We start from the raw sequence: 24675 nt of genomic DNA, 5'->3' as shown, positions 1-24675 counted from the left end.
GGGCGGACGCTAGCCTTGCCGCGTCACCCGCGCAACCGCGTCCCTTGACCGCCCCCGCCCGGCCCGGCAGGACCTGCGCATGTCCTTCGATCACATCACCACTTGGATCTTCGACCTGGACGAGACGCTGTACCCGCCGAGTGCCCCGCTCTTCCCGCAGATCGAGGCGCGGATGGTCGCCTGGATCGTCCGCGTCCTGGGCGTGTCGAAGGCGGAGGCCGACAGGCTGCGCGCGCGTTGGTGGCACGACCACGGAACGACGCTGGCGGGGCTGATGCGCGAACACGGGCACGATCCGGTCCCTTTCCTGGCCGACGTGCATGACATCGACATGTCGGTCCTGACGCCGGATGCCGCTTTGCGCCGCGCCATCGCCGACCTGCCGGGGCGGCGCATCATCTACACCAACGGCACCGCGCCTTATGCCGAGAACGTGCTGGCCGCCCGCGGTCTCGGCGGGATCTGGGACGCGATCTACGGCGTCGAGCATGCCGGCCACGCGCCCAAGCCGGATCACGCCGCCTTCGCGCGCGTCTTCGCATTGGACGGCCTCGACCCCGCATGCGCCGCGATGTTCGAGGACAGCGCCCGCAACCTCGCCGTTCCCAGCGCGATGGGGGTGACCACCGTCCATGTCGCCCCGTTCCGCGATCCCGCCCCGCATGTGCATCACCACGCCCCCGACCTGACGGCATTCCTGCGCGGCATCGTGACCCCTGGCCGGCCCAGGCCTGCGGCCCTAGGTCCGCAAGCGTGACGGACCGAACCGATATCCTGATCGCCGGGGCCGGTCCCGCGGGCCTGGCCGCGGCCTGCGTCCTGGGCGCCGAGGGGCACCGGGTCCTGCTGGTCGACCCCGCCGCGCCGGTGACCGGCGAAGACGCGCCCGACGCCGACCTGCGCACGACCGCGCTGCTGCAACCTGCGCGCGACCTGCTGGCTGGCGCCGGCGCGTGGGACGGGCTGTCGCCGTATGGCACCGCGCTCTGGACGATGCGGATCGTCGACGCGTCCGCCGCCCCGCCCGTCACCCGCGATTTCCGCGCCCAAGACATTTCGGACGCGCCCTTCGGCTGGAACTTCCCCAACTGGTTGCTGCGCCGCGAACTGCTGGCGCGGGCGGCCGCGCTGGATACGGTCGAGACGGCGTTCGGTGCGTCGGTCCGGTCGATCTTCGCCCGCGAGGCAGGCATCCGCGCCACCTTGTCCGATGGCCGCCGCGTCGCCGCGCGCCTGGTCCTGGCCAGCGACGGGCGCGACAGCCCATTGCGCCGCATGGCCGGTATCGGCACCCGGCGGACGGAATATGGCCAGACCGCGATCGTGTTCGCCGTCCGCCATGCGATCCCCCATGACGATATCTCGACCGAGATACACCTGTCCGGGGGGCCCTTCACGCTGGTGCCCATCGCGGACGACGCGGGCGGGCATCGTTCGGCGGTCGTCTGGATGGACGACGCCCGCAGGCAGGCGGAGCGGATGGCCTTGGACGACGGGCCGTTCCTGATCGAGGCGCAGGCCCGGTCCGCCGACGTGATGGGACCGCTGGAGCTGGCATCGCGTCGCGCGGCCTGGCCGATCACATCGGTACTTGCCGAACGCTGGACGGGGCAGCGCCTGGCGCTGATGGGCGAGGCAGCGCATGCGATGCCGCCCATCGGGGCGCAGGGCCTGAACACCTCGCTCAAGGATGTCGCCGCGCTGCGCGACCTCTGCCGCGCAGAGGATATCGGCAGCGCGGAGATGCTGGCCGCCTACGAACGTGGCCGCCGCGCCGACGTGGCCATCCGCATGGCCGGCGTCGACCTGCTGAACCGCACCTCCATCGCGGGGCTGGGCGCGGTGCAAGCCGCCCGCGCGTTCGGGATCGCCGCGCTCCACGATGTGCCGCCCCTGCGTCGTGCGGTCATGCGGCTGGGCCTCGGCGCAGTCGTCAGGCCGGAATGACCCGATCCAACACGCGCGTCAGCCGGCCGACGGTGGCGTCCACGTCCAGCAGCTTGTCCAGACCGAAGAGGCCGATACGGAAAGTCGCGAAATCCGCCGGTTCATCGCATTGCAGCGGCACGCCGGCGGCGATCTGCATGCCATGTTCGGCAAAGGCGCGCCCCGACTGGATCTCGGCATTCGGGGCATAGCTGACCACGACGCCCGGCGCGCCGAACCCCTTCGCCGCGACGGAAGGAACGCCCCGTTCGGCCAGCATGTCGCGCACCCGGTTGCCAAGCTCCCACTGCGCCGATTTCAGCGCCGCGAACCCATGCGTTCGCGTCTCGTCCAAGGTGTCGCGGAACACGCGCAGCGCATCGGTTGGCATCGTCGCGTGATAGGCATGTCCACCGCCCAGATACGCATCCATGATCGACAGCCACTTCTTCAGGTCGATGGCGAAGCTGTCGGATTTCGTGTCCTCGATCCGTGCGCGGGCGCGGTTCGACAGCATGACGAGGCCCGCGCAGGGCGACGCGCTCCACCCCTTCTGCGGCGCCGAGATCAGGACGTCGACACCGGTCGCGTGCATGTCGACCCACACGCAGCCCGAGGCGATGCAGTCCAGAACCATCAACCCGCCCACCTCGTGCGCCGCATCGGCCATCGCCGCGACATAGTCGTCGGGCAGGATCACGCCGGCCGACGTCTCCACATGCGGGGCGAAGACCACGTCGGGCCGCATCTCGCGAATGCAGGCGGTCACATCCTCGATCGGCGGGGGCGCGAAGGGCGCGCGGCTGTCGTTCCCGGCCTGCCGGGCCTTCAGGACCTCGACGCCCTGGGTGAATGCGCCCGCCTCCATGATCTGGCTCCAGCGGTAGGAGAACCAGCCGTTGCGCACCACCAGCGCCCGCGCCCCCTGCCCAAATTGCCGCGCGACCGCCTCCATCCCGAAGGTCCCGCCCCCAGGGACGATCGCCACGTGATCGGCGCCGTAAACCTCCTTCAGGCCCGCACCGATGTCGCGCATGACCTGCTGGAACGCGGCGGACATATGGTTGAGCGAGCGGTCGGTGAACACGACCGAGAATTCGTCCATGCCCTGCGGATCGACCGTATCGAGTAGTGCCATTCCGTCCCCCTCCATGTTCGCACCGCTTGTTTCACACCCGCGGCGCCCAAGCCAAGGCCCGTCAGAGCGGGCCCGGCAATCGCTCCTCGCTCAATAGGACATTGGCCTCAACCTCACCCACTCCGGGCAGGGCCATGATCCGCCGGCGCAGCACGCGCTCGAAATCGGGCAGGTCGCGCGCCGTGACCCGCAGACGGTAATCGTAGCGCCCCAAAACGTGATCGACGCGGCGCACCTCGGGGATGGCACTGACCGCGCGCTCGAAATCCTCAAGGCTCACGCGGCCCTTCGTGGCCAGCTTGATCCCCAGAAAGACCGTCACGCCGAAGCCCAGCTTCTCCAGGTCCAGCGCCAGTTCGCGACCGCGCAGGATGCCCGCGTCGCGCATGCGACGCAGGCGCCGCCAGGTGGCCGGCTGCGACAGGCCGACGGCGCGGCCGACCGCGCCGGCCGACAATGCGGCATTGGCCTGCACCACGCGCAGGATGGCGCGGTCCGTTGCATCCAGATCGGTCATATCGGCAGGGTCTGGTCGGTCTTGACCGTGGCCACATGCATCAGCGCCTCGATCTCGGCGATATGCGGCAAGGTCAGGATGCAGTCGCGGTAGAGCGTCTGCCAATGCGCCATGTCACGCGCGATCACCGTCAACCGGAGGTCGACGCGCCCGAGGAAGGTCTGCATCTCGGTCACCTCCGGCACGGCGCGCGCGGCGGCGGCGAACCGGTCGAAGGCCGCGGGCACGGCCTTGTCGATCTGGATCCGCAGGCTCACCTCGACCGCATAGCCCAGCGCGGCCCAGGAGATGACGCCGTGCAGCCCCTTCAGGACGCCCCGTTCCCGAAGGCGGTCGATCCGCCGGGACACGGCCGCGGCGGGCAGCGACAGCGCGTCGCCCAGTTCGGAAGGCGACCGATCGGGTTCGGCCTGCCACAGTCGCAACAATCTCCGGTCGATATCGTCGAGCATGATAAACCCGCAATTTATCCCAATCAAGAATAGTTACCGCAATCCCAGGGCCATTTCCACCGTGATCGCTTCTCGTCATCGGCATTCAGCTGGAATATCCATTCCGGCATATTGAACCCGGAGGGACCAAGATGCGCGTTTACTATGATCGCGACTGCGACGTGAACCTGATCAAGGACATGAAGGTGGCCATCCTGGGCTATGGCTCCCAGGGCCATGCCCATGCGCTGAACCTGCGCGACAGCGGGGCCAAGAACGTGGTCGTCGCCCTGCGCGAAGGCTCTCCCAGCCAGGCCAAGGCCGAAGGCGAGGGCCTGCAGGTGATGGGCATCGAGGAGGCCGCCGCCTGGTGCGACCTGATCATGTTCACCATGCCCGACGAACTGCAGGCACAGACCTACAAGAACCACGTCCACGACAACCTGCGCGACGGCGCCGCGATCGCGTTCGCCCATGGCCTGAACGTGCATTTCGGCCTGATCGAGCCCAAGCCCGGCGTAGATGTCATCATGATGGCCCCCAAGGGGCCGGGCCACACCGTGCGCGGCGAATATCAGAAGGGCGGCGGCGTGCCCTGCCTCGTGGCCGTCGACAACGACGCCTCCGGCCGCGCGCTCGAGATCGGGCTCAGCTACTGCTCGGCCATCGGGGGCGGGCGTTCCGGCATCATTGAGACCAACTTCCGCGAGGAATGCGAGACCGACCTCTTCGGCGAGCAGGCGGTGCTGTGCGGCGGTCTGGTCGAGCTGATCCGCATGGGGTTCGAGACGCTGGTCGAGGCCGGCTACGCGCCCGAGATGGCCTATTTCGAGTGCCTGCACGAGGTGAAGCTGATCGTGGACCTGATCTACGAGGGCGGCATCGCGAACATGAACTACTCGATCTCGAACACCGCCGAATATGGCGAATATGTCAGCGGCCCCCGCATCCTGCCCTATGACGAGACCAAGAAGCGCATGAAGGAGGTTCTGACCGACATCCAGAACGGCAAGTTCGTCCGCGATTTCATGGCGGAGAACGGCGTCGGCCAGCCCAGTTTCAAGGCCACACGCCGCCTCAACGACGAACACCAGATCGAACAGGTCGGTGAAAAGCTGCGCGGGATGATGCCGTGGATTTCCGACGGCAAGATGGTCGACAAGGCGCGCAACTGATCGCAGCGCCCTTCGACAACCGGAAACGGCCCGCCATTCCGCGGGCCGTTTTCTTGTCAGTCGGTCAACGCATGACCCGGTGCGGATCGGTCACGTCGGGATCCGGCTGGAAGTTCGGATCCGGCGTCTTGCGGGCCAGGGGGCTGGCCGTGTGGGGCCTGTGCTTGTCCAGCGATCGGTCGGTGCGCGACTTGCTCCAGAGCGCGAAGGCGATCCCGCAAGCGAGCGTGATCAGCGCCAGGAGCGGCAGAAGAATGGCGAAGTCCATGGACGTCTCCTTCAAACGGCTCGTGTGAGGCTATTCGTGGAAACGTGCCGTTCGCCCATGCGGTTCCGGGCAGTTTGCCGCAACGGGTTCCGACCCGCGCCCGCCCCGCACTAGGCCGGTGGAAACGCCCGGTCAAAGGCACGGGCGCCCGGCGCCGTCAGATGAACTGCCCGGCTGGACGGATCACGGCGGAGCCAGCGCCGCGCCTCCATCGCGGCCATCAACGCACGGCCCAGCCGGCCTGCCAGATGCATCCGTCGCTCCGACCAATCCAGGCAATCGCGGCAAAGCGGCGACCGGCCCGTCAGCGTTGCGGGGTCGAGGTTCAGCGGATGCAAGGCCGCCCTCATTGCCGCCGGATCGTCGAATGCGCCCATCCGGGCCAGGCTTTCATACATCTGCACTCCGCGCCGCCCGGCCAGATGGTTGTAGCAGACCCGTGCCTCGCGCAGCGCCGCGTCCTTCGGCCCGGGCCGGGCCCGGCGCGGACCGCGATCATGCGACAGCGACATCAGCGCCTCCAGCACATGCGCGACGTCGGGCGAGGCCAGCCGGAGATAGGCATGCCGCCCCTGCCGCGTCCGGGTCAGAAGGCCGCCCGCCTCCAGCCGCGCGAGATGCGCGCTCGCCGTCTGCGGCGTCACGCCCCCCTCCTGCGCCAGTTCCGTCGCGGTCAGCGCATGGCCGCCCATCAATGCCGAAAGCATCGCGGCCCGGGTCGGGTCGCCGATCAAGGCGGCGGTGGCGGCGATGTCGGGGCCATTTCGCATGGTTCGATCATGCCCGAAGCATCCGCGCCGGTCCATCCGCTATGCCGGACCCGTAACAACATTCGGAGGACCGCCATGATTACCTGCATCATCCGCTATGACATCGACCCGAACAGACGCGACCTCTTCGAACGCTACGCGCACAACTGGGGCAAGGCGATTCCCCGCTGCGGCGCACGATTGACGGGGTATTTCGCGCCGCATGAAGGCTCGGCCAGCCTGGCCTACGGCATCTACGACATCGAGAACCTCGCCGCCTATGAGACCTATCGCGCCCGGCTGGCCGAGGACCCGCTGGGGCGCGAGACCTACGCCTTTGCCAAGGCCGAAGGGTTCATCCGGGCCGAAGACCGGACCTGGCTCCGGCGGGTGGACCGATCGCCCCTGTCGCAGGAAGAAGCCCCGCGCTAGATCGCGGCCATGGCCAGTACCACCGACACACCCGTCACACCGCCGACGACCGGCAACTATGCGGCCATCCTTGCCCTGGGCCTGATCTGGGGCGGCACGTTCATGGTCGTGGCGGTGGCGCTGCGCGGCTATGGGCCGGTCACGGTCGCCACGGCGCGCACAACGCTGGGGGCGGTGGCGCTATTGGCGCTGGTCTGGGCGATGCGCCGCCCGTTCCCGAAGGTAACCGCCCCGACCGTGACCTTCGTCCTGTCGATTGGCGTCCTGACGACGGCGCTTCCGTTCATGTTGCTGTCCTGGGGGCAGCAATACGTGCCGTCGGCCTTTGCCGGGCTGTCCATGGCGGTTCTGCCGCTCTTCGTGCTGCCGCTGGCGCATTGGCTGGTACCGGGCGACCGGCTATCGCTGCGCAAGGCGGGCGGCTTCGGGCTGGGCCTCGTCGGCGCGCTCGTCCTTCTGGGGCCGGGCATCGCGGCTGCCGGCGATGGCGACCTGTTGGCCCTGGGGCGCGTTGCCTGCATCGCCGCCTCGGTCAGCTATGCTGTCGGCTCGATCCTCACGCGCCGTTGCCCACCGATCGACGGCATGTGGCTTTCGGCGCTGACGCTGGTCGTGGGCACGGTCATCCTGCTGCCGGCGATGCTGGCAACCGAGGGCATCCCCGGACCGGCCCCCGCCCTGCAGATGGGCGCCATCGTCTTCTTGGGGCTCGTGCCGACCGCCTTCGCCGCGTTGCTGCGCGTGCAGGTGATCCGCAGCGCGGGACCCAGCTTCATGACGCTGGTCAACTATCAGGTGCCCGTCTGGTCGATGCTCTTCGGCACGCTCGTCCTGTCCGAGACGCTGCCCGCGCGCTTCTATCTCGCGCTGGCACTGATCGCCTGTGGCCTTGCGATATCGCAGTCGAAACGGCGGCCGCGTCCGACTTGACTTGGACGACACCGCGCCCGACACCGGCCCGATGCTGGACGTGCGCCCCGTCGGATACGTGATCGGCCTTCTGCTGCTGATGCTGGGCGCGTCCATGGCCCTGCCGATGCTGGCGGACATGATCCAGCGGAACGGTCACTGGCCCGTTTTCGCCGAGGCCGGCCTGATGACGATGCTGGTGGGCATGTGCCTGGCCCTGGCCACCTCGAACGCCGTGCGCGACCGGCTCAGCCTGCAGCAGACGTTCCTGCTGACGACGGGCGTCTGGCTGATGCTGCCGATCTTCGCCGCGCTTCCGATGACCATCGGCGCCAGCGACCTGAGCTATACGGACGCCTTCTTCGAGGCGATGTCGGGCCTGACCACGACCGGCTCGACCGTCATTTCCGGGTTGGACGACCTGCCGGCGGGCCTGCTCCTCTGGCGGGGTCTGCTACAATGGTTCGGAGGCATCGGCGTCATCGTCGTGGCCATGGTCTTCCTGCCGGAGCTCCGCGTCGGCGGGATGCAGATCTTCCGATCCGAGGCGTTCGACACGATGGGCAAGGTCCTGCCCCGCGCCGCGCAGATCAGCTCCACCATCTCGACCATCTACCTGGGCATAACGGTCCTCTGCGCCATGGCCTACGGTGCCGCGGGCATGAACGCCTTCGACGCGATCGTCCACGCGATGACCACGGTCTCGACCGGCGGGTTCGCCAATTACGACGCGAGCTTCGGCGTGTTCCAGGGGATCCATGAATATATCGCCACTGTCTTCATGCTGGCCGCGGCCCTGCCCTTCGTCCTCTATATCCAGCTCATCAACGGCCATGGCCGGCCGCTTTTGTGGGACAGCCAGGTCCGCGCGTTCCTGGGGACGGCGGCGGTGCTGGTCGCCGCGGTCGTGACCACGCTGATCGCGGTGGAAGGCTACGGGTTGGAGCGTGCCATCCGCGAGGCGCTGTTCAACATCACCTCCATCCTGACGGGAACGGGCTATGCCAGCGTCGACTACATGCGCTGGGGCGGGTTCGTGATCGCGCTGTTCTTCTTCACCGGCCTGATCGGGGGCTGCGCGGGCTCGACCTCCTGTTCGGTCAAGATCTTCCGCTACCAGATCCTGTTTGCCGCGGTGAAGGCGCAGCTGCGCCGCATTCATTCACCGCACGGCATCTTCCGTCCGCGCTATGCCGGGCGCACCGTGTCCGAGGACGTGCTGTCCTCCGTCATGGCCTTCTTCGTGCTGTTCGTGGTCACGATGGGCGTCTTCTCGGTCCTGTTGGCGATGACGGGGCTGGACCTGGTCACGTCGGTCTCGGGCGCGGCGACGGCGGTCGCCAATATCGGCCCGGGGCTGGGCCCAGTGATCGGGCCCGCCGGCAACTTCGCACCGCTGAGCGACGTGGCGAAATGGCTGCTGGCGGCGGCGATGCTGATTGGCCGGCTGGAACTCGTCGTCGTCTATGTGCTGTTCACGCGCCGCTTCTGGGCGGGCTGAACCGGGCCGCGCTCATTCCCAGCAATCGACCAGCACGGTCATCGCGACCGCGCGACGTGTCAGGTCCTCGGGCGCGATCGGCTGCGCGTCCTCCGTCGTGGCGGGTTCGATCTCCAGCCCTTCCAGCACCCGGAGCAGCGCCCCTGCCTTCAGCGCCAGCGCCACATCGTCGGGCAGCGCGCGGGCCGCGTCTTCTGGGTCGGGCAGCAGCATGCCCGCGACCCGCCCGGCCTCGTCGAAGACCGGGCCGCCGACATCGCCGTCGCGCGCTTCCAGCGACAGGCGGAGGACATCGCGATCCCCATCAAGACCGCGCACGTCCTCCAGCGACCCGAAGCTCAGCGTCGCGGAGCCGAGGACACCGCCATAGGGGAACCCGGCCACGGACACGGCACTGCGCAGCCGGCCCTCGGCCGGGGCCAGGGTCGCGACGGCCATCGGGGACAGGCGCGCCCTGGGCGTCAGCACGGCCATGCCACCCGCGGCGGGCTGCAGATCGACCTCGTGGCTTCGGTCCAACGTCACGCGCCCGCATCCGGCTACCGTCTCGGCGGCGGTCACGACCGTTCCGCGCGGGTTGACGAAGAATCCGGCCGCCGACCGCAGCGGCTGGCGCACGGACAGGCCGGACACCATGTCGAAGCTCTGCTCCGATGCCTGGAACCCCGCATCGGACGGCAATGGCCGACCGGTCGACTGCAAGCTGCGCTCCATCTCGGGCAGGGCCCGCGCGACCAGGTCGTCCTGCGTCTCGGGCCAACTCAGGATGTAGCCGACGATGTGGTCGTCGATCCGGCGGGCGAAAACCTCGGTGGTGCGGTCAGGCGCGAGGCCCGAGATGCGGAAGCTGTCGCCGGACCGGCCCCGCTCCCCTTCGGGCGGCACGATCGCCAGCGTCTGCAGGATCTCGTAGAGGCCAGCCAGCGCCGCGCCGTCCCCCGATTGCGAAATCAACGACAACCGCACCCCGCTGTCATCCTTGGGCGCGTAGTGGACGAACGGCGCCTCGATCCGGTCGAACGCCACCAGCCCCAGCGGCGCCGTCAGGGCGACCCCCGCCCTCGCCATCTTCAGGGGGGCCAGACCCAGCGCGGCCTGCGCATCGGCCCGCTCGCGCCGCAGCCGCGCGCGCTGGCGGGTCGTCAACACGCCCGTCGCCTCGACCCCGGCGGCGCCCTGCCAGGCCGCCATGGCGTTCCGCGTTCCACGACCGAAGCGGCCGTCGATCGCCGCGTCGTAGTGACCGAACCACTTCAGCGCGCGCTGCAGGTCCATCTTCTCCTCGCGCGACATCTGCGCCTCGGAACGGCGGGCTTCGCGCAGCGTCTCCTCGGGCGGTCCGGCGGGCGTCTCGGGCACCGAGATGCCGGCCGTCTGCGTGCTGTCGCCGACGGACGGCGCGGCGGGGACTGCGGCATCCGCCTGGGCACCCACCGGCCAGAACCGGTCGCGATAGGAGTTCCCGTCGCTCACGAAGCTGTCGCGCGGGATCAGGCCCTCGGCCCGCAGCCGGCGCAGAACCCGCGGGGCGCGGTCCGGGTCGTAGGGTCCCAGCGTAATCGTGTACCAGCCGCCGGGCAACGCGTAGCCGTTGATGTTCTTGACGATCCCGCCATAGGCCCGGGCCCGCGACGTCGCCTCGGCCAGGTTCCGGTGCGCCTCGATCTGGACATAGGCCCGCTCCTGAGCGACGGCGACCTGGGCGGCAAGCGAGAGGAGCAGAACAAGGAGAAACGCACGCATGGGAATCGAGCTCACTGGAATACAATGGCCTCTTACTTTCCCATCCCCGCCGTCAAGTGAAGGGCCGGGCCATGCACGATGGCCCCGTCGCGTCGCGTTGACGCCCGAACTGTTGCCGCTTAGACGCGGTCGGGACCGCCAGCGGAGGGTGCGATGACCGGTTCCGACACGCCCAGATCCTTCCAGGAAATCATCCTGAGGCTCCAGTCCTATTGGGCCGGAAAGGGCTGCGCCATCCTGCAACCCTACGACATGGAAGTGGGCGCCGGCACCTTCCATCCGGCCACCACGCTGCGCGCGCTCGGCCCCACGCCATGGACGGCCGCCTATGTCCAGCCGTCGCGCCGCCCCACCGACGGGCGCTATGGCGACAGTCCCAACCGATGGCAGCACTACTATCAGTACCAGGTCATCATCAAACCTTCGCCGCCCGACCTGCAGGAACTCTATCTCGGCTCGCTGGCCGCGATTGGGATCGACATGGACATGCACGACATTCGCTTCGTCGAGGACGACTGGGAAAGCCCCACGCTGGGCGCCTGGGGCCTGGGATGGGAGGTGTGGTGCGACGGCATGGAGGTGAGCCAGTTCACCTATTTCCAGCAGGTCGGCGGCCATGACTGCCACCCCGTATCGGGCGAGTTGACCTACGGGCTGGAGCGGCTGGCGATGTATGTCCTGGGTCAGGACGACGGCAACCGGATGCCGTTCAACGACCCCGATGCGGCCATCCCGTTGACGTATGGCGACGTGTTCCGCGAGGCCGAGGCGCAATATGCCAGGTGGAATTTCGACGTGGCCGACACCGACATTCTGACCCGTCATTTCGAGGAGGCGGAGGCGCATTGCCGCGCGATCCTCGACCAGCCGGCGGAAGATCCCAAGACAGGGCGCCGCATCGTCATGGCTCAGCCCGCCTATGACCAGTGCATCAAGGCCAGCCACATCTTCAACCTGCTCGACGCGCGGGGCGTGATCTCGGTGACGGAACGGCAGGCCTATATCGGCCGGGTCCGCTCGTTGGCCAAAGCCTGCGCCGACGCCTTCCTGCAAACGCGCGCCGGCGGCTGGACCGACGTGGCATAAGGGGGCGCCGACGCGCGCGGGCACGGCCCGGCGCCATCGGCAGAATGAGGGTCTTGGACATTGGGGAAATTCGCGGTCATCGCCGTTCTTCTGTCGGCGCTGCTTTTCGGCGGCGGCATCTGGTACGCCCAGACGCACGGCTACTATGCCCCGGTCGAGGGGCCGGTCACCCTCGTCCTGGCCGCGCCCGATGGCGGACTGACCGCCCTGCCCGCCCAAGGGGTCGCCGCCATCGCCTCCGCCTCCTCGCCGCTGGGGTTCCGCGCCTGCTTCCGGCACGATCTGGACCTGGCCGCGCTGGGGGCCGATATCCCGGTCGAACCGCGCCCCGCAGCGGCCCCGACCATCGCGCCCGGCTGGTTCGACTGTTTCGACGCGGAACAGATCGGCGCATTACTGGCCGACGGCCGGGCCACCGCCTACACCGCCTATCCGAACGCGGCCTACGGCGTGGACCGGATCGTCGCGCTGACGGGTGACGGGCGCGGATGGGCCTGGCACGAACTGAACGATTGCGGGCGCAAGGCCTATGACGGCACGCCCGTCGGCGAGGCCTGCCCCGACCGCGAAACCTATGAGCCGCTGAGCGAAGGAAGCCTCTGATGGCAGATCTGCTTATCGAACTGATGTCCGAGGAAATCCCCGCCCGGATGCAGCGGCGCGCCGCCGCCGATTTGAAGAAGCGCTTGACGGACGGTCTGGTCGAGGCCGGGCTGACCTATGCCGGCGCGGTCGCGCATTGCACGCCCCGGCGGCTGGCGCTGCATGTCGCGGGTCTGACCGACGAAAGCCCCGCCACGACCGAGGAGCGCCGCGGCCCGCGCGTCGACGCCCCCGCCAAGGCGATCGAGGGGTTCCTGCGCTCCACCGGCCTGAGCCGCGACGATCTGGACGCGGTCGACGACAAGAAGGGCCAGGTCTACATGGCCCGCATCACGCGTCCGGGACGGCCCGCCGCCGCCATCGTGGCCGAGGTGCTGGAGGAGACGATCCGCAACTTCCCCTGGCCCAAATCCATGCGCTGGGGCACGGGGACGCTGCGCTGGGTGCGGCCGCTGCGCCGCATACTGTGCATCCTCAGCCGCGAGGACGGGGCCGAGGTTGTTCCGCTGACGGTGGACGGCATCGAAGCGGGCGACGTGACCGAGGGCCACCGTTTCATGGCCCCCGATCCGATCCGGGTCACCGGTTTCGACGACTACGAGGCCAAGCTGAAGCGCGCCTTCGTCGTGCTCTCCTCCGAGGAACGCGCCGACGCGATCTGGCAGGACGCCACCAACCGCGCCTTCGCCGCCGGGCTGGAGGTGGTCGAGGATCGCGGCCTGCTGGAGGAGGTTGCGGGACTGGTCGAATGGCCCGTCGTCCTAATGGGCGAGATCGACGGGAGTTTCCTGGACCTGCCGCCCGAGGTGTTGCGCACGTCGATGAAGGAGCATCAGAAGTTCTTCTCGGTCCGGGACGGCAATGGCCAGGTCGTCCGCTTCGTCACCGTTGCCAACCGCGAGACGGCGGACGACGGCGCCACGATCCTCGCGGGCAACGGCCGGGTCCTGTCGGCCCGGCTGGCCGATGCCAAGTTCTTCTGGAAGAACGATTTGCGCGTGGCGCGGGCCGGCGGCGATAACTGGGCCACGCCATGGCTCGATGCGCTGGAGAACGTCACGTTCCACGCCAGGCTGGGCTCCCAGCGCGACCGCATCGACCGCATCGCCGCACTGGCCCGCGAGATCGCGCCCGCCGTCGGTGCCGACCCGGACCTGGCGGAGCGGGCCGCGCGCCTGGCCAAGGCCGATCTGTCCTCGGAAATGGTCTACGAGTTTCCCGAGCTTCAGGGCCTGATGGGCCGCTACTACGCCGAGGCCGCCGGGGAACCTCCCGAGGTCGCGGCGGCAGCGGAGGAGCACTATTCCCCGCTCGGCCCGTCGGACGACGTCCCGACGGCACCGGTATCGGTGGCCGTGGCGCTTGCCGACAAGCTGGACACGCTGGCCGGGTTCTGGGCGATCGACGAGAAGCCGACGGGGTCGAAGGATCCCTATGCGCTGCGACGGGCGGCGTTGGGGGTGGTGCGGTTGGTGCTGGGCCGCGGCCTTAAAATCCGCCTTGCCGCGCGGATGCAGGATCACATTATGGATCAACCGGCGAAGGATGTTCACCCGCAACTCGACGAAACGACAGTACGCGACCTGAAGCGCGGCGAGGAGCAGGCTAGATTGATAACATCCGACCTCCTCTCCTTCCTCCACGACCGCCTGAAGCAGCACCTCCGCGACGAAGGCATCCGCCACGACGTGATCGACGCTTGTCTCACCGGCGAGCGGACGGACGATCTGGCCGACCTGACCGCCCGAGCGCGGGCGCTGAACGGGCTCCTCGCCACCGGGAATGGCGAGAACCTGATGCAGGGGTACAAACGCGCCCGGAACATACTGACCCAGGCCGAAGCCGCCGACGGCGTCGAATACAGCTACGGCGCCGAACGCAAGCTGGCCGAGACCGACGAGGAGCGCACGCTGTTCGATGCCATCGAAGCCGCGCGGCCAGAGATCGACGCATCGCTCGCGGCCGAGGACTATTCCAAGGCCGCTACCTCACTCGCCGCCCTGCGCGGCCCTATCGACGCCTTTTTCGAAGCCGTGCAGGTCAACGCCGACAATGCCATCGTACGACGCAACCGGCTCAACATGCTGTCGGAAATCGTGCGGACCTGCGAAAAGCTGGGCGACCTCAACCGCATCGGCACATAGGGCTCTCCTCGGCACGCGACCTATGCGCGCCCCCGTCGCTTGCAGTCGGGCAACAGCCCGTCGTTCCCTCGCCGCAACCCGCTGACCGGAGGCGATCGAGGCCCTAGTATCTAGTTGACGGAAGGGGCTATGCTGCATTGCAACAACGTGCGATGCTGCACATGCAAAATACGAAGGGCCGCATCATGCTCGACACTCCCGGCTTCGTCGAGATAACCCCGACCGCCGACATCGACGTCGCGCGGCATGGCAACCGCGCGAAATGCCTGCAGCGCCTGATCCGCATGGAACTGCCGGTTCCGCAGACCGTGGCCCTGCCCTTCGATACCGTGCGCAAGATCGCCGACGGGCAGATGCCCGACCTCGCCACGCTGATCGGCCTTTTCGACGGAGAGCCGCAGCTTCTGTCCGTTCGCTCCTCCTCGCAGGCCTCCGACTGGGGCGGGCCCGGTGCGGTCCTGAACATCGGGATGAACGACGACGCCCATGCCTGGCTTTTCCGCTCGGTCGGCAAGGCGGTCGCCGACCGGATCTACCTGCGGTTCATCCGCTCCTTCGCGATCGACGTGATGCGCCTGGACGAGGAGCCCTTCGCCGAGGCCGAGACGCCTGCCCGCGCCCTTCAAACCTACGAGGACGAGCTGGACGAACCCTTCCCGCAGGCCATCACGGATCAACTGGCCGCCGTCCTGCGATCCATGGCCCGCGCGTGGGAAGGCACGTCGGCGCGGCTGCTGCGGCAGGCGCAGGGCGCGCCGGCCGATGCCGGGCTGGGCCTCGTGGTACAGCGCATGGCGCAGGGAATGGGTCCGGGGCAGTCGGGGGCGGGCGTGGTGCAGTTCATCGACCCGGCCACCGGCGATCCGCAGGTCACGGGTCGCTATCTCGGCCAGGCCATGGGCCGCGACGCCCTGCGCGACCGCGACCATGCGCTCTACCTGACGCGCGATCCGCGCGGACCCTCGCTGCAGGACCTGCTGCCCGAGGTCTATGCCGAGCTGTTGGACGCGGGCGCACGTTGCCGCCGCCGCCTGCGCGAGGAAATGCAAATCGAGTTCACCATCGATCAGGGACGCCTCGCCATCCTCGACGCGGTGCGATGCCCGCGTGAGACGCGCGCCTCGGTCGCGGTGGCCACGGCCCTGGCGCGCGACGGGATCATCCCGCGATCGGAGGCGCTGTTGCGTGTGGCGCCCGGCGCGCTTTCGCATCTGCTGCACCGGCAGATCGACCCGCAAGCCAAGCGCAAGGTCTTGGCCCGCGGCATCGCCGCCTCGCCAGGCGCGGCAGGCGGCCGGATCGTCTTCGACTCCGCGGCGGCACAGGCCAGCCTCAGCCGGGACGAGCCCTGCATCCTCGTCCGGCGCGAAACCTCTCCGGACGACGTTCGCGGGATGCATGCCTCCGATGCCGTGCTGACCGAACGCGGCGGCTCCACCAGCCATGCGGCGGTGATCGCGCGCGGCCTCGGCCTGCCCTGTGTGACCGGCGCCGTGGGCCTGAAGATCAGCTTCAAGAAGCGGCGCATCTTCCTGCCCGACGGCACCAGCCTGCGCGAGGGCGACGAGTTGACCATCGACGGCTCCTCGGGCGAGGTGCTGGCCGGGATCGTGCCCACGCATGAACCGGCGCTCGACGGCGCGTTCGGCGACCTGATGGCCTGGTCGGACGCGGTTCGCGACATCGGCGTGCGGGCCAATGCGGACACGGTCGCGGACGCCACGCTGTCGCGGACCTTCGGCGTCGACGGCATCGGCCTGTGCCGGACGGAGCACATGTTCTTCGACAGCGGCCGCCTGACCGTGATGCGCGAGATGATCTTCGCCGAAAGCGCCCCCGACCGGGCCGCGGCCCTCGAACGCCTGCTCCCGATGCAGCGCGACGACTTCACCGAGCTGTTCCGCCTGATGTCGGGCCTGCCGGTCTGCATCCGTCTGCTGGATCCGCCGCTGCACGAGTTCCTGCCGCAGGAATCCCACGGGATCCAGGCCCTGGCCGAGGCGCTGGATCGACCGCTGTCGGAGGTGCGATCCCGGATCGCGGCGATGCAGGAATACAATCCCATGCTGGGGATGCGCGGCGTCCGTCTGGGGATCGCCCTGCCCGAGATCTACGAGATGCAGGCCCGCGCAATCTTCGAGGCCGCAGTGGCCGCGCTGGCCTCGGGGCATGAGATCACGCCCGAGATCATGATCCCGCTGGTTACCGCGCGTCGCGAGGTGGAGCTGGTGAAGCGCCGGATCGACGCCGTCGCCACCGCCGTCCGCCAGGAAACCGGCACCGAGTTCGAATACCGCCTGGGCGTCATGGTCGAAACGCCCCGGGCCGCCCTGCGCGCGGGCGAGATCGCCGAGATGGCGGCCTTCCTCAGCTTCGGGACCAACGACCTGACGCAGATGACCTATGGTCTGTCGCGCGACGATGCCGGCCGTTTCATGTCGGCCTATGTCAACGAGGGGGTCTATCCCGAGGATCCGTTCGGAACGCTGGACGTGGACGGCGTGGGCGAGTTGCTCCTGCTTGGCGCCTCACGGGGTCGGACCGCGCGCCCGGACGTGACGCTTGCGCTGTGCGGCGAACATGGCGGTAACCCCGAATCGATCAGCTTCTGCCGTCTGGCCGGTTTCGATTACGTGAGTTGCTCGCCGTTTCGGGTGCCCGTTGCCAAGCTCGCCGCCGCGCAGGCCACGTTGTTGGCGCAGGCCCAAACGGAGGCAGGGCGCGGCGAAGTGGCGGATTGATGCCGACCGTCCGCGAACCCCTCGGCGGAAAGCTGCGACTTACCGGCTCCCCCGGAACCCCATGGGGCGACTGAGGTTGCACCGACCGCCCCGAGGCGGCACCTGACCCCCAGGATCGGGGGTCTGCCATTCACCCTTTCCTAACGTCGGCCGTCTAGGTCGATCATGTTGTTGATGTTGGGGGTTCCGAATGCGTATTTCTTGGAACGCGGTCTTTTCGACCGCGGCCGCTTTCGTTTTTTGTCTCGTCACCTCTGCCGCGGCGCAGCACCTGACGATGCCCGGCGCGGTCGAACTGCGTAGTTTCACGCAGCTGGCCAGCCTCGGCTCGGACACCGGACGCAGTCTTCCCGGTGCGGCCCGCCCGCTGTCGGACCAGGGACGCAAAAGGGTTGCAACCCGGTCGCCCTCCCCCACCGCGCAGGACGAGGATGCGCCCACCGCCCTCGACCAGAACACCTTCGCCGGGATGCCCAAGGCCGTCGGGAACGAACAATGGCGCTGCCTGACGGAAGCCATCTACTTCGAAGCACGCGGCGAGCCGATCAAGGGCCAGGTTGCCGTGGGCGAGGTGATCCTGAACCGCGTCGACGCCTCGAACTATCCCGACACCGTGTGCCGCGTCGTCAACCAGGGGACCGGGCGCATGCATGCCTGTCAGTTCAGCTATACCTGTGACGGTCAGGACGAGGTCGTCAACGACCAGGCATCTTGGGACATGGCGGGCAAGATCGCGCGTCATCTCCTCGACGGGGCGCCGCGTGCGCTGACGGGCGATGCGACCCACTATCATGCCGATTATGTCAGCCCGAACTGGGCACGGGTCTATCCCCGCACGGCGACGCTGGGGCGGCATATCTTCTACAAGCAGATCCCCGGCGCCTGATTCCCCGCGCCGGCGCCCGGACGCCCCCCGGGGCTTTTCAATGCCCCCCGCCCGTGGTCTGGAGGGGGCGCATGAATCGCCCGGCCCCGAGGTTCCAGAGATGAGCGCCAAGCCCGCCGAGATCGCCCCCGACCAGGAGGCGCTGCGCCTGGCCTTCGCTGCCCCGCTCGATCGCGCACGGGCAGGCGGCGCACCGCTCGACCGCATCTCGCTCCGCGACCATGTGCGCGACGTCGAAATCGGCGCCTTCCAGCAAGAGCGCGGCGTCACCCAGCGGGTTCGCTTCGACATCGTCGCCGAGGTCGTGCCCGACCCGGATGCCGTGGCCGGCGACGACGTCGATGGCATCCTCAGCTACGACACGCTGATCGACGCCATCGGGATCGAGCTGGAGGCCGAACGCCTCAATCTGCTGGAAACGCTTGCCGAACGTATTGCGGCCCGCGTCCTGCTGCACGACCGGGCCGCGCGGGTCTTCGTCCGGATCGAAAAGCTCGACCGGGGCCCGCATGTGCTCGGGGTGGAGATCGTCCGCTCTCGCGCCCAGAGCCGCGTAGGCGCCCTTTCTGATGATGCCCCGCGCCCCCATGTCGTGCTGCTGCCGCCCGGCGCGCAGGACGATCCGGGCCTTCCCGCGCGCCTCGACGACCTCGTCGCGCGGGCAGCGCCCGTCGTGCTGATCGCCACGCCCGATTTCGCGCCGCCGCCGGTCGCCGCGCATCCTATGGCGCAGCGGCGTATCGACCTGCTGACGCTGGAACAGGCGGCCTGGCGGCTCGCGGCGCGCGACCGCCGCTGCATCGTGGTCGACAGCCGCACCGAACTCGACTGGTCGATGCGCCGGGGCGGCTTGACCGTCTGGGCCCCGGCCCGGCTGGTCCTCGATGCGACGCATGGCCCTGCGGACGTCTCGCCACGGACGCTCGCGCAGTGGTTCGCCGCGCAATTCCACGCGCTGGACGTCACGGGCCCCGACGGCATCCTGCCTAACGGGTCCGACCCGGCAATTTGACCTACGTCCTGCCCCTTCCCGCCCGGCATGCCACCGGGCCGCGCCTGGCGGGCGGATGGTGCCGGTTCGACCATGTCGCCATGCTCGACCGGGGGGCCGAGGCGCAGATCGTACCGGCCGCAAGCGTGCCCGATGCCGCCTTGGCCCCCCTCTGCGAAACCCGCCCGCCGATCGCCGGCGTCCCCTGCGACCGGCCGTCGATTATGGGCATCCTCAATGTCACGCCCGACAGCTTCTCGGATGGCGGCCGGTTCCTGGACCCCGACGCGGCCAAGGCCCGCGCCGATGCGATGGCCGCGGCCGATATCCTGGATATCGGCGGCGAAAGTACACGGCCCGGCGCCGTGGAAGTCGAGGTCGAGGTCGAGGCCGAACGCGTCCTGCCGGTCATCGCAGCCCTGGACGGCCGCCGCATCTCGATCGACACGCGCAAGGCCGATGTGGCGACCGCCGCGCTGCAGGCCGGAGCGAGACTGGTCAACGATGTTTCGGCCATGCGCTTCGACCCCGAGATGGCGACGACCGTCGCGCGGACCGATGCCCATATCTGTCTGATGCACAGCACAGAAACCCCTGCCACCATGCAACGGGCGCCCCGCTACGACCATGTCCTGTTCGACGTCTACGACGCCTTGGCCGATCGGATCGCGACGGCCGAGGCCGCGGGTATCCCCCGCGCGCGGATGGTCGTCGACCCCGGCATCGGTTTCGGCAAGATGCAAAGCCACAACCTGACGCTCCTGCGGAATATCGCGCTGTTTCACGGGCTTGGCGTGCCGATCCTGCTGGGCGTGTCGCGCAAGGGATTCATCGGCACCCTGGGCCACGCGCCGGTCGCCGCCGACCGGATGCCGGGCACTCTGGCGGTGACGCTGGCGGCTGTGGCACAAGGCGTGCAGATGCACCGCGTCCACGACGTGGCGGAGATGGCGCAGGGCCTGGCCCTGTGGCGCGAGACTGGGGAACCGAATGGGCCTGTTTGGAACTGACGGCGTGCGCGGGCGCGCGAACCACGGCGACATGACCGCCGAAATGGCGCTGCGCCTGGGTGCGGCGGCCGGCCGGTACTTTCGTCGCGAAGGCACGGGCCTGGCCGCGCACCGGGTGGTCATCGGCAAGGACACGCGACAATCGGGCTATATGCTGGAGAACGCGCTGACGGCCGGGCTGACTTCGACCGGAATGAACGTCCTGCTGCTGGGCCCCGTACCGACGCCCGCCGTGGGCCTGCTGGCACGGTCGATGCGCGCCGATCTGGGGGTCATGATCTCGGCCAGTCACAACCCCGCCGACGACAACGGCATCAAGTTCTTCGGCCCCGACGGCTTCAAGCTCTCCGACGAGGCCGAGGCCGAGATCGAGCGCATGGTGGCCGAGGGCGTGGCCCCCGCCGATGCGCCCAATATCGGCCGCGCCAAGCGGATCGACGACGGGCGCGGGCGCTATGTCGAATACGCCAAGACCACGATCCCGGCGGGCATGTCGCTGGAAGGGCTGAAGGTCGTGATCGACTGCGCGAACGGCGCCGCCTATCGCGCCGCGCCCGACGTATTGGTCGAACTTGGCGCGACCGTGGTGGCGGTGGGCGTGTCGCCCAACGGGCGCAACATCAACCTCGACTGCGGATCGACCGCCACCGCCACCTGCGCCGAGGCGGTGGTGGCGCACGGGGCCGATGTCGGCATCTCGCTCGACGGCGATGCCGACCGGGTCATGATCCTCGATGCCGATGGTCGCGTGGCCGATGGCGATCAACTCATGGCGCTGTTCGCGTCGCGCTGGTCGGCCGAGGACCGATTGAACGGCGATACCCTGGTCGCGACCGTGATGTCGAACCTGGGGCTGGAACGTTTTCTGCGCGACAAGGGCCTGCATCTGCATCGCACGCGGGTCGGCGACCGCCACGTGGTCGAGGCAATGCGCCAGGGCGGCTTCAACCTGGGCGGCGAGCAGTCGGGCCATATCGTGATGACCGATTACTCCACCACCGGCGACGGCCTGATCGCGGGACTGCAGTTCCTGGCCGAGATGGTTCGAACGGGCAAGCCGGCGGCCGATCTGATGCACAGCTTCGATCCGGTGCCGCAGCGGCTGGAGAACGTGCGCTACGAGGCCGGGGCACGGCCCTTGGAGGCCGTGCCGGTGAAGGCCGCGATCTCGGACGCGGAGGCGCGACTGGAAGGCAAGGGGCGGTTGCTTATCCGCGCCTCCGGGACGGAGCCGCTGATCCGGGTGATGGCCGAGAGCGAGGACCCGGCCCTTCTGGACAATGTCGTCGACGGCGTGGCCGACGCGGTGCGCGCGGCCGTCTAGACGAGATGCAGCGCGGCCCCTGCCAGAGCGGCAAGCGCCAGCACCTCCAGCAACCCGCGCTTCAGCACGAGGAGCCAGAGGAACGCGAAGACCGCCAGGGCGAGCGCCTTCGCATCGAGGCTGGCCCAGACCGGGATCGGCGGCTGCGTGTCGCGGACGTGGACGAACAGCACGTGGATCGCGAACCAGACCGAGAGGTTGGCGATCACGCCCGCGACCGCCGCCGACACCATGTCGAGCGCGCCGCGAAGCCGCGGGTTCGCGGTCAGGCGCTCCAGATGCGGCGCGCCCGCGAAGATCCACAGGAAGCACGGCGCGAAGGTCGCCCAGAGCGTCACGAGCGCCGTTGCGATGGCCGTGCCAGGCCCGACCTGCGCGCCGCCCAGCCAGCCGGTGAAGACCGTCACCAGGATCAGCGGGCCGGGCGTCGTCTCGGCCAGGCCAAGCCCGTCGACCATCTGTTCGGGGGTGAGCCAGCCCTGCGTCTCGGCCGCCGTCTGCGCAAGCGCCGCGAGCACGGCATAGGCGCCGCCGAAGCTGACCGTGGCAAGCCAGCTGAAGAACAGGCCCGCCTGTGCCGGGACCGATCCCGGCGCGAGGAGCAGCAGGGCGAGGAGCGGCGCCCACCAGATCGCGAGCCAGATGCCAATCGTCCGCAACGTGCGCGCCGGGGCCGATGGCGCGACAGGTGCCCGTCCCGCCCCACCCCGCGCGAAGCCAAGGAGGAGGGCCGCGCCGAGCACGGCCCAGAACGGCACCCCGAAGACGAAGAGGGCGAGAAAGGCGAGCGCCGCCACACCTGCCGCCACTGGCCCGTTCAGCGCCTTGGCACGCAGCTTCCAGAGCGCGCCCGCGACGATGGCGAGGGCCGCGGCCTTGACGCCGAGGAAGGCCGCCTCGACCAACGGCAGACGCCCATAGGTCAGGTAGAGCGCGGCGAGGGCCATCATCACCACGGCCCCGGGGATCACGAAGAGCAGCCCCGCCAGCAGCCCCCCGCCCGTGCCGCGCAGGCGCCACCCGGCGAAGGTGGCAAGCTGCATCGCCTCCGGCCCGGGCAGCAGGGTGCAGAACCCGAGGCCGCGCAGGAACGTATCCTCATCGAGCCAGGCGCGGCGTTCGACAAGTTCGCGGTGCATCAACGCGATCTGTGCCGCCGGGCCACCGAAGGACAGAAGGCCGATGCGGCCGAAGGTGCGGGTGATCGCGGACCAGGACGGAACGTTCATGCTGCGATTGCCGGGGCCGCGACCCAGTCGTCGACGAGGTCGAGCGCATCCACTGGGTCGCCGCCGCGCGCCAGCCGCCCCGCCACGAGCCGCGCCGGTCCGCCCGCAAGGCGCGGCAGGATCGGGTGGTCCAGTCCGGCAAGCGTCGCCATTTCCGCCGGCGTGGCGGGCAACGGCCTCGCGTCCCAGGTCTCGGCTGCGGCGTCCCGCCAGTCCCGCTCCACCGGCATGGCGGGCGCATCGCGGTCGACCAGTCGCCGAAGGACCCAGAGCGCGCAAAGTTCGTCCCAACCAGGATCGCACGGCACCACCCATCGCGCCGCCGGACGGCCTGCGTCACAAAGTGGCAGATCCCCGGCCACCCAGGCCAGATGCCCGCCCGCCAGATAGCGTCCCACCTCGCCTCGCGCCCGCAGGATCGCGGCGCCGAGCTGGCTCAGTTTGCCGCCCTTCTGACAGGTGCAGATCACGGGACCGGCGGGGATCGGCATTCGTTCCAGCTCGGCAAGCTGGATCGGGCATGCGCCGGGCATGCGGCGCGGATCGGACGCGGCATCATCGTCGTCGCGCATGTCGAGGATCCGGGGGGCATCGATGCGGTGCAGACGCGCGGCAAGATCGACGGGGGTGATGGAATGATGGGCCAAGGGGCATCCTCCGAGTGAACGGTAACAAGGATGCGCGACTTGGGCCGGAGCCTGATGGGGTGTGCGCGACCCCGCCCGATGGCTAGCGCGGGCGGGCGGCGTGCGTCAACCGGCGTGGGTAAGCGTTCCGAACAGGCGCGGCTCCAGCGTCTCGGCGGCGAACAGGTCGCCGCGCGTCAGGACGGAGACGGCGTCGTGGCTGTGCAGGCTTTCCTGATGGCTGGCCACGACACAATAGTCGCCGATGCCATCCATCGCCGCGAGGCCTGCGGCGAACAGGCGCACCGCATCCTCCACGAAGATCGGGTTGGCGGCGTTCAGCTCGGCGAAGGCCTGTTCGTCCTCGCGTTTGACCATCACCTGCGTTTCGGTCGGCACCGCGCGGCGACACATGTCGATCAGGTCCTCGGACGTCACCGCGCCCGTCACCTCGACCGACAGGCGCGCGACCGAACGCTGCGAATGCGGCGTCGCAAGCTGGCCGCGCATGCGGCGGGCGTGCTCCGAAAGCTCCAGCGAGCAGGGGCAGGTGGACGAATAGACGTAGTCCAGATGCAGGATGCGCCGCCGCGTCCGCCCGGCCTGCACCACCTCCATCGCGAGGTCGTAATACTGCCACCCGGTCAGGCCCGAACGCAGGCTTGCCATGCGCAGCGGCAGGGTGTGGCGCAGCAACAGCCGCGCATCGAATGCGTCCAGTTCGGTCAGGTAGTCGTCGAGCGCGGCCTCGGCCACGTCGAAGCCTGCGGCGCGGTCGGCGTGATCGTAGAAAGACCGGAGGATCCGGCTCATGTTGATGCCCTTGCGGCCGGCGACGAGGCTGACCGTGCCGGTCACCGCCATGTCCACCGGATGATCGCCGGCGCGGGTCGGCACGCGCATCGGCAGGCGAAAGTTCGAGATGCCGACATGCTGGATCGGCACGTCCGCCCCCCGGATCGTCGTCGCGGGCCCGTTCTGCAGGTCGGGCAGGGTCGCGCGATAGGCGTCGGAGGCGACGTGATCGGGATAGACCGCCGACAGGTCAGGATAGAACTGCGGCGCGGGCGATCGCGCACCGGCGGCATAGCGCTTCAGAAGATCGAGCGCGGCCTGCGCCTCGGCTTCGGTCGGCTGGCGGTCAATATCCGGTCCGTGGACGTTCATGGCCGTCCCTCCCTTCGGTTCGCGCGTGAAGTGTTAACGTGGCGACCGCGAAGGCGCCTGTCCACCCCCGCAGCCGTCA

23 protein-coding genes are annotated in these 24675 nt (G+C 69.1%); 14 read left to right on the top strand and 9 right to left on the bottom strand.

Going from position 1 to position 24675, the window contains the following annotated elements; all coding sequences use genetic code 11:
• Positions 1-79: 79 nt before the first annotated feature.
• Together MWU52_RS00475 and MWU52_RS00470 are read left to right on the top strand one after the other, a co-directional pair.
• Complete coding sequence (locus MWU52_RS00475; protein ID WP_246948139.1) at positions 80-757, top strand: pyrimidine 5'-nucleotidase; 678 nt, start codon at positions 80-82, stop codon at positions 755-757.
• The gene (locus MWU52_RS00470; RefSeq protein ID WP_246948138.1) at positions 754-1947 is read left to right on the top strand and encodes an FAD-dependent monooxygenase; all 1194 of its coding nucleotides are present in this window, start codon (positions 754-756) and stop codon (positions 1945-1947) included. The genes MWU52_RS00475 and MWU52_RS00470 overlap by 4 nt, the downstream gene beginning before the upstream one ends.
• On the opposite strand, the gene MWU52_RS00465 is transcribed toward MWU52_RS00470, so the two are convergent.
• From MWU52_RS00465 to MWU52_RS00455, 3 genes are all read right to left on the bottom strand, one after another.
• The gene (locus MWU52_RS00465; protein WP_246948137.1) at positions 1934-3064 is read right to left on the bottom strand and encodes an aminotransferase class V-fold PLP-dependent enzyme; all 1131 of its coding nucleotides are present in this window, start codon (positions 3062-3064) and stop codon (positions 1934-1936) included. The two genes, MWU52_RS00470 and MWU52_RS00465, sit on opposite strands and share 14 nt — an antisense overlap.
• 61 nt (positions 3065-3125) lie before the next feature.
• Entirely contained in the window at positions 3126-3581 is a 456-nt protein-coding gene (locus tag MWU52_RS00460; RefSeq protein WP_246948136.1) for an Lrp/AsnC family transcriptional regulator, read from the bottom strand.
• A complete protein-coding gene (locus tag MWU52_RS00455) occupies positions 3578-4033 on the bottom strand; it encodes an Lrp/AsnC family transcriptional regulator (protein ID WP_246948135.1) in 456 nt (151 codons plus the stop codon). Before MWU52_RS00455 ends, MWU52_RS00460 begins: the two co-directional genes overlap by 4 nt.
• Positions 4034-4164: 131 nt before the next feature.
• Between MWU52_RS00455 and ilvC the strand changes: the two genes are divergently transcribed.
• Positions 4165-5187: a ketol-acid reductoisomerase gene (gene ilvC / locus MWU52_RS00450; RefSeq protein ID WP_246948132.1), complete on the top strand. Its 1023-nt coding sequence runs from the start codon at positions 4165-4167 to the stop codon at positions 5185-5187.
• A gap of 64 nt (positions 5188-5251) precedes the next feature.
• Here the strand turns inward: ilvC and MWU52_RS00445 are convergent, their stop codons facing one another.
• Together MWU52_RS00445 and MWU52_RS00440 are read right to left on the bottom strand one after the other, a co-directional pair.
• Entirely contained in the window at positions 5252-5455 is a 204-nt protein-coding gene (locus MWU52_RS00445; RefSeq protein ID WP_246948127.1) for a hypothetical protein, read from the bottom strand.
• A 110-nt stretch (positions 5456-5565) separates the two neighbouring features.
• A complete protein-coding gene (locus MWU52_RS00440) occupies positions 5566-6225 on the bottom strand; it encodes a helix-turn-helix transcriptional regulator (protein ID WP_246948125.1) in 660 nt (219 codons plus the stop codon).
• Between the two features lie 75 nt (positions 6226-6300).
• Here MWU52_RS00440 and MWU52_RS00435 point away from each other — a divergent pair, with 75 nt between their 5' ends.
• From MWU52_RS00435 to MWU52_RS00425, 3 genes are read left to right on the top strand one after another with little or no spacing between them, the layout of a single operon-like run.
• Positions 6301-6636, top strand: a complete 336-nt coding sequence (locus MWU52_RS00435) for an NIPSNAP family protein (RefSeq protein WP_246948123.1) — start codon at positions 6301-6303, stop codon at positions 6634-6636.
• 9 nt (positions 6637-6645) lie between these two features.
• The gene (locus MWU52_RS00430; protein ID WP_246948120.1) at positions 6646-7566 is read left to right on the top strand and encodes a DMT family transporter; all 921 of its coding nucleotides are present in this window, start codon (positions 6646-6648) and stop codon (positions 7564-7566) included.
• 31 nt (positions 7567-7597) lie between these two features.
• Positions 7598-9046: a TrkH family potassium uptake protein gene (locus MWU52_RS00425; protein WP_246952701.1), complete on the top strand. Its 1449-nt coding sequence runs from the start codon at positions 7598-7600 to the stop codon at positions 9044-9046.
• Between the two features lie 12 nt (positions 9047-9058).
• Here the strand turns inward: MWU52_RS00425 and MWU52_RS00420 are convergent, their stop codons facing one another.
• Positions 9059-10789 carry a serine protease gene (locus MWU52_RS00420; RefSeq protein WP_246948117.1) on the bottom strand — a complete coding sequence of 577 codons (1731 nt, stop codon included), beginning with the start codon at positions 10787-10789 and terminating at the stop codon, positions 9059-9061.
• A 153-nt stretch (positions 10790-10942) separates the two neighbouring features.
• On the opposite strand from MWU52_RS00420, the gene MWU52_RS00415 reads away from it, so the two are divergent.
• The 8 genes from MWU52_RS00415 to glmM all read left to right on the top strand — a co-directional run bounded on the left by MWU52_RS00415 (position 10943) and on the right by glmM (position 21574).
• Complete coding sequence (locus MWU52_RS00415) at positions 10943-11875, top strand: glycine--tRNA ligase subunit alpha (protein ID WP_246948115.1); 933 nt, start codon at positions 10943-10945, stop codon at positions 11873-11875.
• A gap of 60 nt (positions 11876-11935) precedes the next feature.
• Positions 11936-12478: a DUF6446 family protein gene (locus MWU52_RS00410; RefSeq protein WP_246948112.1), complete on the top strand. Its 543-nt coding sequence runs from the start codon at positions 11936-11938 to the stop codon at positions 12476-12478.
• Positions 12478-14622: a glycine--tRNA ligase subunit beta gene (gene glyS, locus MWU52_RS00405; protein WP_246948106.1), complete on the top strand. Its 2145-nt coding sequence runs from the start codon at positions 12478-12480 to the stop codon at positions 14620-14622. The genes MWU52_RS00410 and glyS overlap by 1 nt, the downstream gene beginning before the upstream one ends.
• 152 nt (positions 14623-14774) lie before the next feature.
• Positions 14775-17363, top strand: a complete 2589-nt coding sequence (locus MWU52_RS00400) for a putative PEP-binding protein (RefSeq protein WP_246948103.1) — start codon at positions 14775-14777, stop codon at positions 17361-17363.
• Positions 17364-17553: 190 nt separating this feature from the next.
• Positions 17554-18249: a cell wall hydrolase gene (locus MWU52_RS00395; protein ID WP_246948090.1), complete on the top strand. Its 696-nt coding sequence runs from the start codon at positions 17554-17556 to the stop codon at positions 18247-18249.
• Positions 18250-18349: 100 nt separating this feature from the next.
• Positions 18350-19261: a dihydroneopterin aldolase gene (locus MWU52_RS00390; protein ID WP_246948087.1), complete on the top strand. Its 912-nt coding sequence runs from the start codon at positions 18350-18352 to the stop codon at positions 19259-19261.
• The gene (gene folP, locus MWU52_RS00385) at positions 19258-20250 is read left to right on the top strand and encodes a dihydropteroate synthase (RefSeq protein WP_246948084.1); all 993 of its coding nucleotides are present in this window, start codon (positions 19258-19260) and stop codon (positions 20248-20250) included. Before MWU52_RS00390 ends, folP begins: the two co-directional genes overlap by 4 nt.
• Positions 20231-21574: a phosphoglucosamine mutase gene (gene glmM, locus MWU52_RS00380; RefSeq protein ID WP_246948080.1), complete on the top strand. Its 1344-nt coding sequence runs from the start codon at positions 20231-20233 to the stop codon at positions 21572-21574. The genes folP and glmM overlap by 20 nt, the downstream gene beginning before the upstream one ends.
• On the opposite strand, the gene chrA is transcribed toward glmM, so the two are convergent.
• The 3 genes from chrA to folE2 form a co-directional block, all read right to left on the bottom strand.
• Positions 21571-22803 carry a chromate efflux transporter gene (chrA, locus tag MWU52_RS00375; RefSeq protein WP_246948073.1) on the bottom strand — a complete coding sequence of 411 codons (1233 nt, stop codon included), beginning with the start codon at positions 22801-22803 and terminating at the stop codon, positions 21571-21573. The genes glmM and chrA overlap by 4 nt on opposite strands.
• The gene (locus MWU52_RS00370; RefSeq protein WP_246948070.1) at positions 22800-23450 is read right to left on the bottom strand and encodes a hypothetical protein; all 651 of its coding nucleotides are present in this window, start codon (positions 23448-23450) and stop codon (positions 22800-22802) included. The genes chrA and MWU52_RS00370 overlap by 4 nt, the downstream gene beginning before the upstream one ends.
• Before the next feature lie 105 nt (positions 23451-23555).
• On the bottom strand, positions 23556-24596 hold the full coding sequence (gene folE2, locus MWU52_RS00365) for a GTP cyclohydrolase FolE2 (RefSeq protein WP_246948067.1): 1041 nt from the start codon (positions 24594-24596) through the stop codon (positions 23556-23558).
• Between the last annotated feature and the right edge of the window lie 79 nt (positions 24597-24675).

The organism is Jannaschia sp. S6380 (assembly GCF_023015695.1).
In the GTDB taxonomy this organism is placed as follows: Bacteria; Pseudomonadota; Alphaproteobacteria; order Rhodobacterales; family Rhodobacteraceae; genus Jannaschia.
The sequence above is the reverse complement of the archived record's forward strand: the minus strand, read 5'-3'. Positions and strand labels throughout refer to the sequence as shown.

Bases quoted from the DNA above. Each gene is read 5' to 3' on its own strand.
- MWU52_RS00475 (WP_246948139.1), top strand. From the start codon at position 80: ATGTCCTTCGATCACATCACCACTTGGATCTTCGACCTGGACGAGACG.
- ilvC (WP_246948132.1), top strand. From the start codon at position 4,165: ATGCGCGTTTACTATGATCGCGACTGCGACGTGAACCTGATCAAGGAC.
- MWU52_RS00435 (WP_246948123.1), top strand. From the start codon at position 6,301: ATGATTACCTGCATCATCCGCTATGACATCGACCCGAACAGACGCGAC.
- MWU52_RS00440 (WP_246948125.1), bottom strand. From the start codon at position 6,225: ATGCGAAATGGCCCCGACATCGCCGCCACCGCCGCCTTGATCGGCGAC.
- glyS (WP_246948106.1), top strand. From the start codon at position 12,478: ATGGCAGATCTGCTTATCGAACTGATGTCCGAGGAAATCCCCGCCCGG.
- MWU52_RS00425 (WP_246952701.1), top strand. From the start codon at position 7,598: ATGCTGGACGTGCGCCCCGTCGGATACGTGATCGGCCTTCTGCTGCTG.
- MWU52_RS00395 (WP_246948090.1), top strand. From the start codon at position 17,554: ATGCGTATTTCTTGGAACGCGGTCTTTTCGACCGCGGCCGCTTTCGTT.
- glmM (WP_246948080.1), top strand. From the start codon at position 20,231: ATGGGCCTGTTTGGAACTGACGGCGTGCGCGGGCGCGCGAACCACGGC.
- MWU52_RS00445 (WP_246948127.1), bottom strand. From the start codon at position 5,455: ATGGACTTCGCCATTCTTCTGCCGCTCCTGGCGCTGATCACGCTCGCT.
- MWU52_RS00460 (WP_246948136.1), bottom strand. From the start codon at position 3,581: ATGACCGATCTGGATGCAACGGACCGCGCCATCCTGCGCGTGGTGCAG.
- MWU52_RS00390 (WP_246948087.1), top strand. From the start codon at position 18,350: ATGAGCGCCAAGCCCGCCGAGATCGCCCCCGACCAGGAGGCGCTGCGC.
- MWU52_RS00400 (WP_246948103.1), top strand. From the start codon at position 14,775: ATGCTGCACATGCAAAATACGAAGGGCCGCATCATGCTCGACACTCCC.
- MWU52_RS00420 (WP_246948117.1), bottom strand. From the start codon at position 10,789: ATGCGTGCGTTTCTCCTTGTTCTGCTCCTCTCGCTTGCCGCCCAGGTC.
- chrA (WP_246948073.1), bottom strand. From the start codon at position 22,803: ATGAACGTTCCGTCCTGGTCCGCGATCACCCGCACCTTCGGCCGCATC.
- MWU52_RS00415 (WP_246948115.1), top strand. From the start codon at position 10,943: ATGACCGGTTCCGACACGCCCAGATCCTTCCAGGAAATCATCCTGAGG.
- folE2 (WP_246948067.1), bottom strand. From the start codon at position 24,596: ATGAACGTCCACGGACCGGATATTGACCGCCAGCCGACCGAAGCCGAG.
- MWU52_RS00465 (WP_246948137.1), bottom strand. From the start codon at position 3,064: ATGGCACTACTCGATACGGTCGATCCGCAGGGCATGGACGAATTCTCG.
- MWU52_RS00430 (WP_246948120.1), top strand. From the start codon at position 6,646: ATGGCCAGTACCACCGACACACCCGTCACACCGCCGACGACCGGCAAC.
- MWU52_RS00455 (WP_246948135.1), bottom strand. From the start codon at position 4,033: ATGCTCGACGATATCGACCGGAGATTGTTGCGACTGTGGCAGGCCGAA.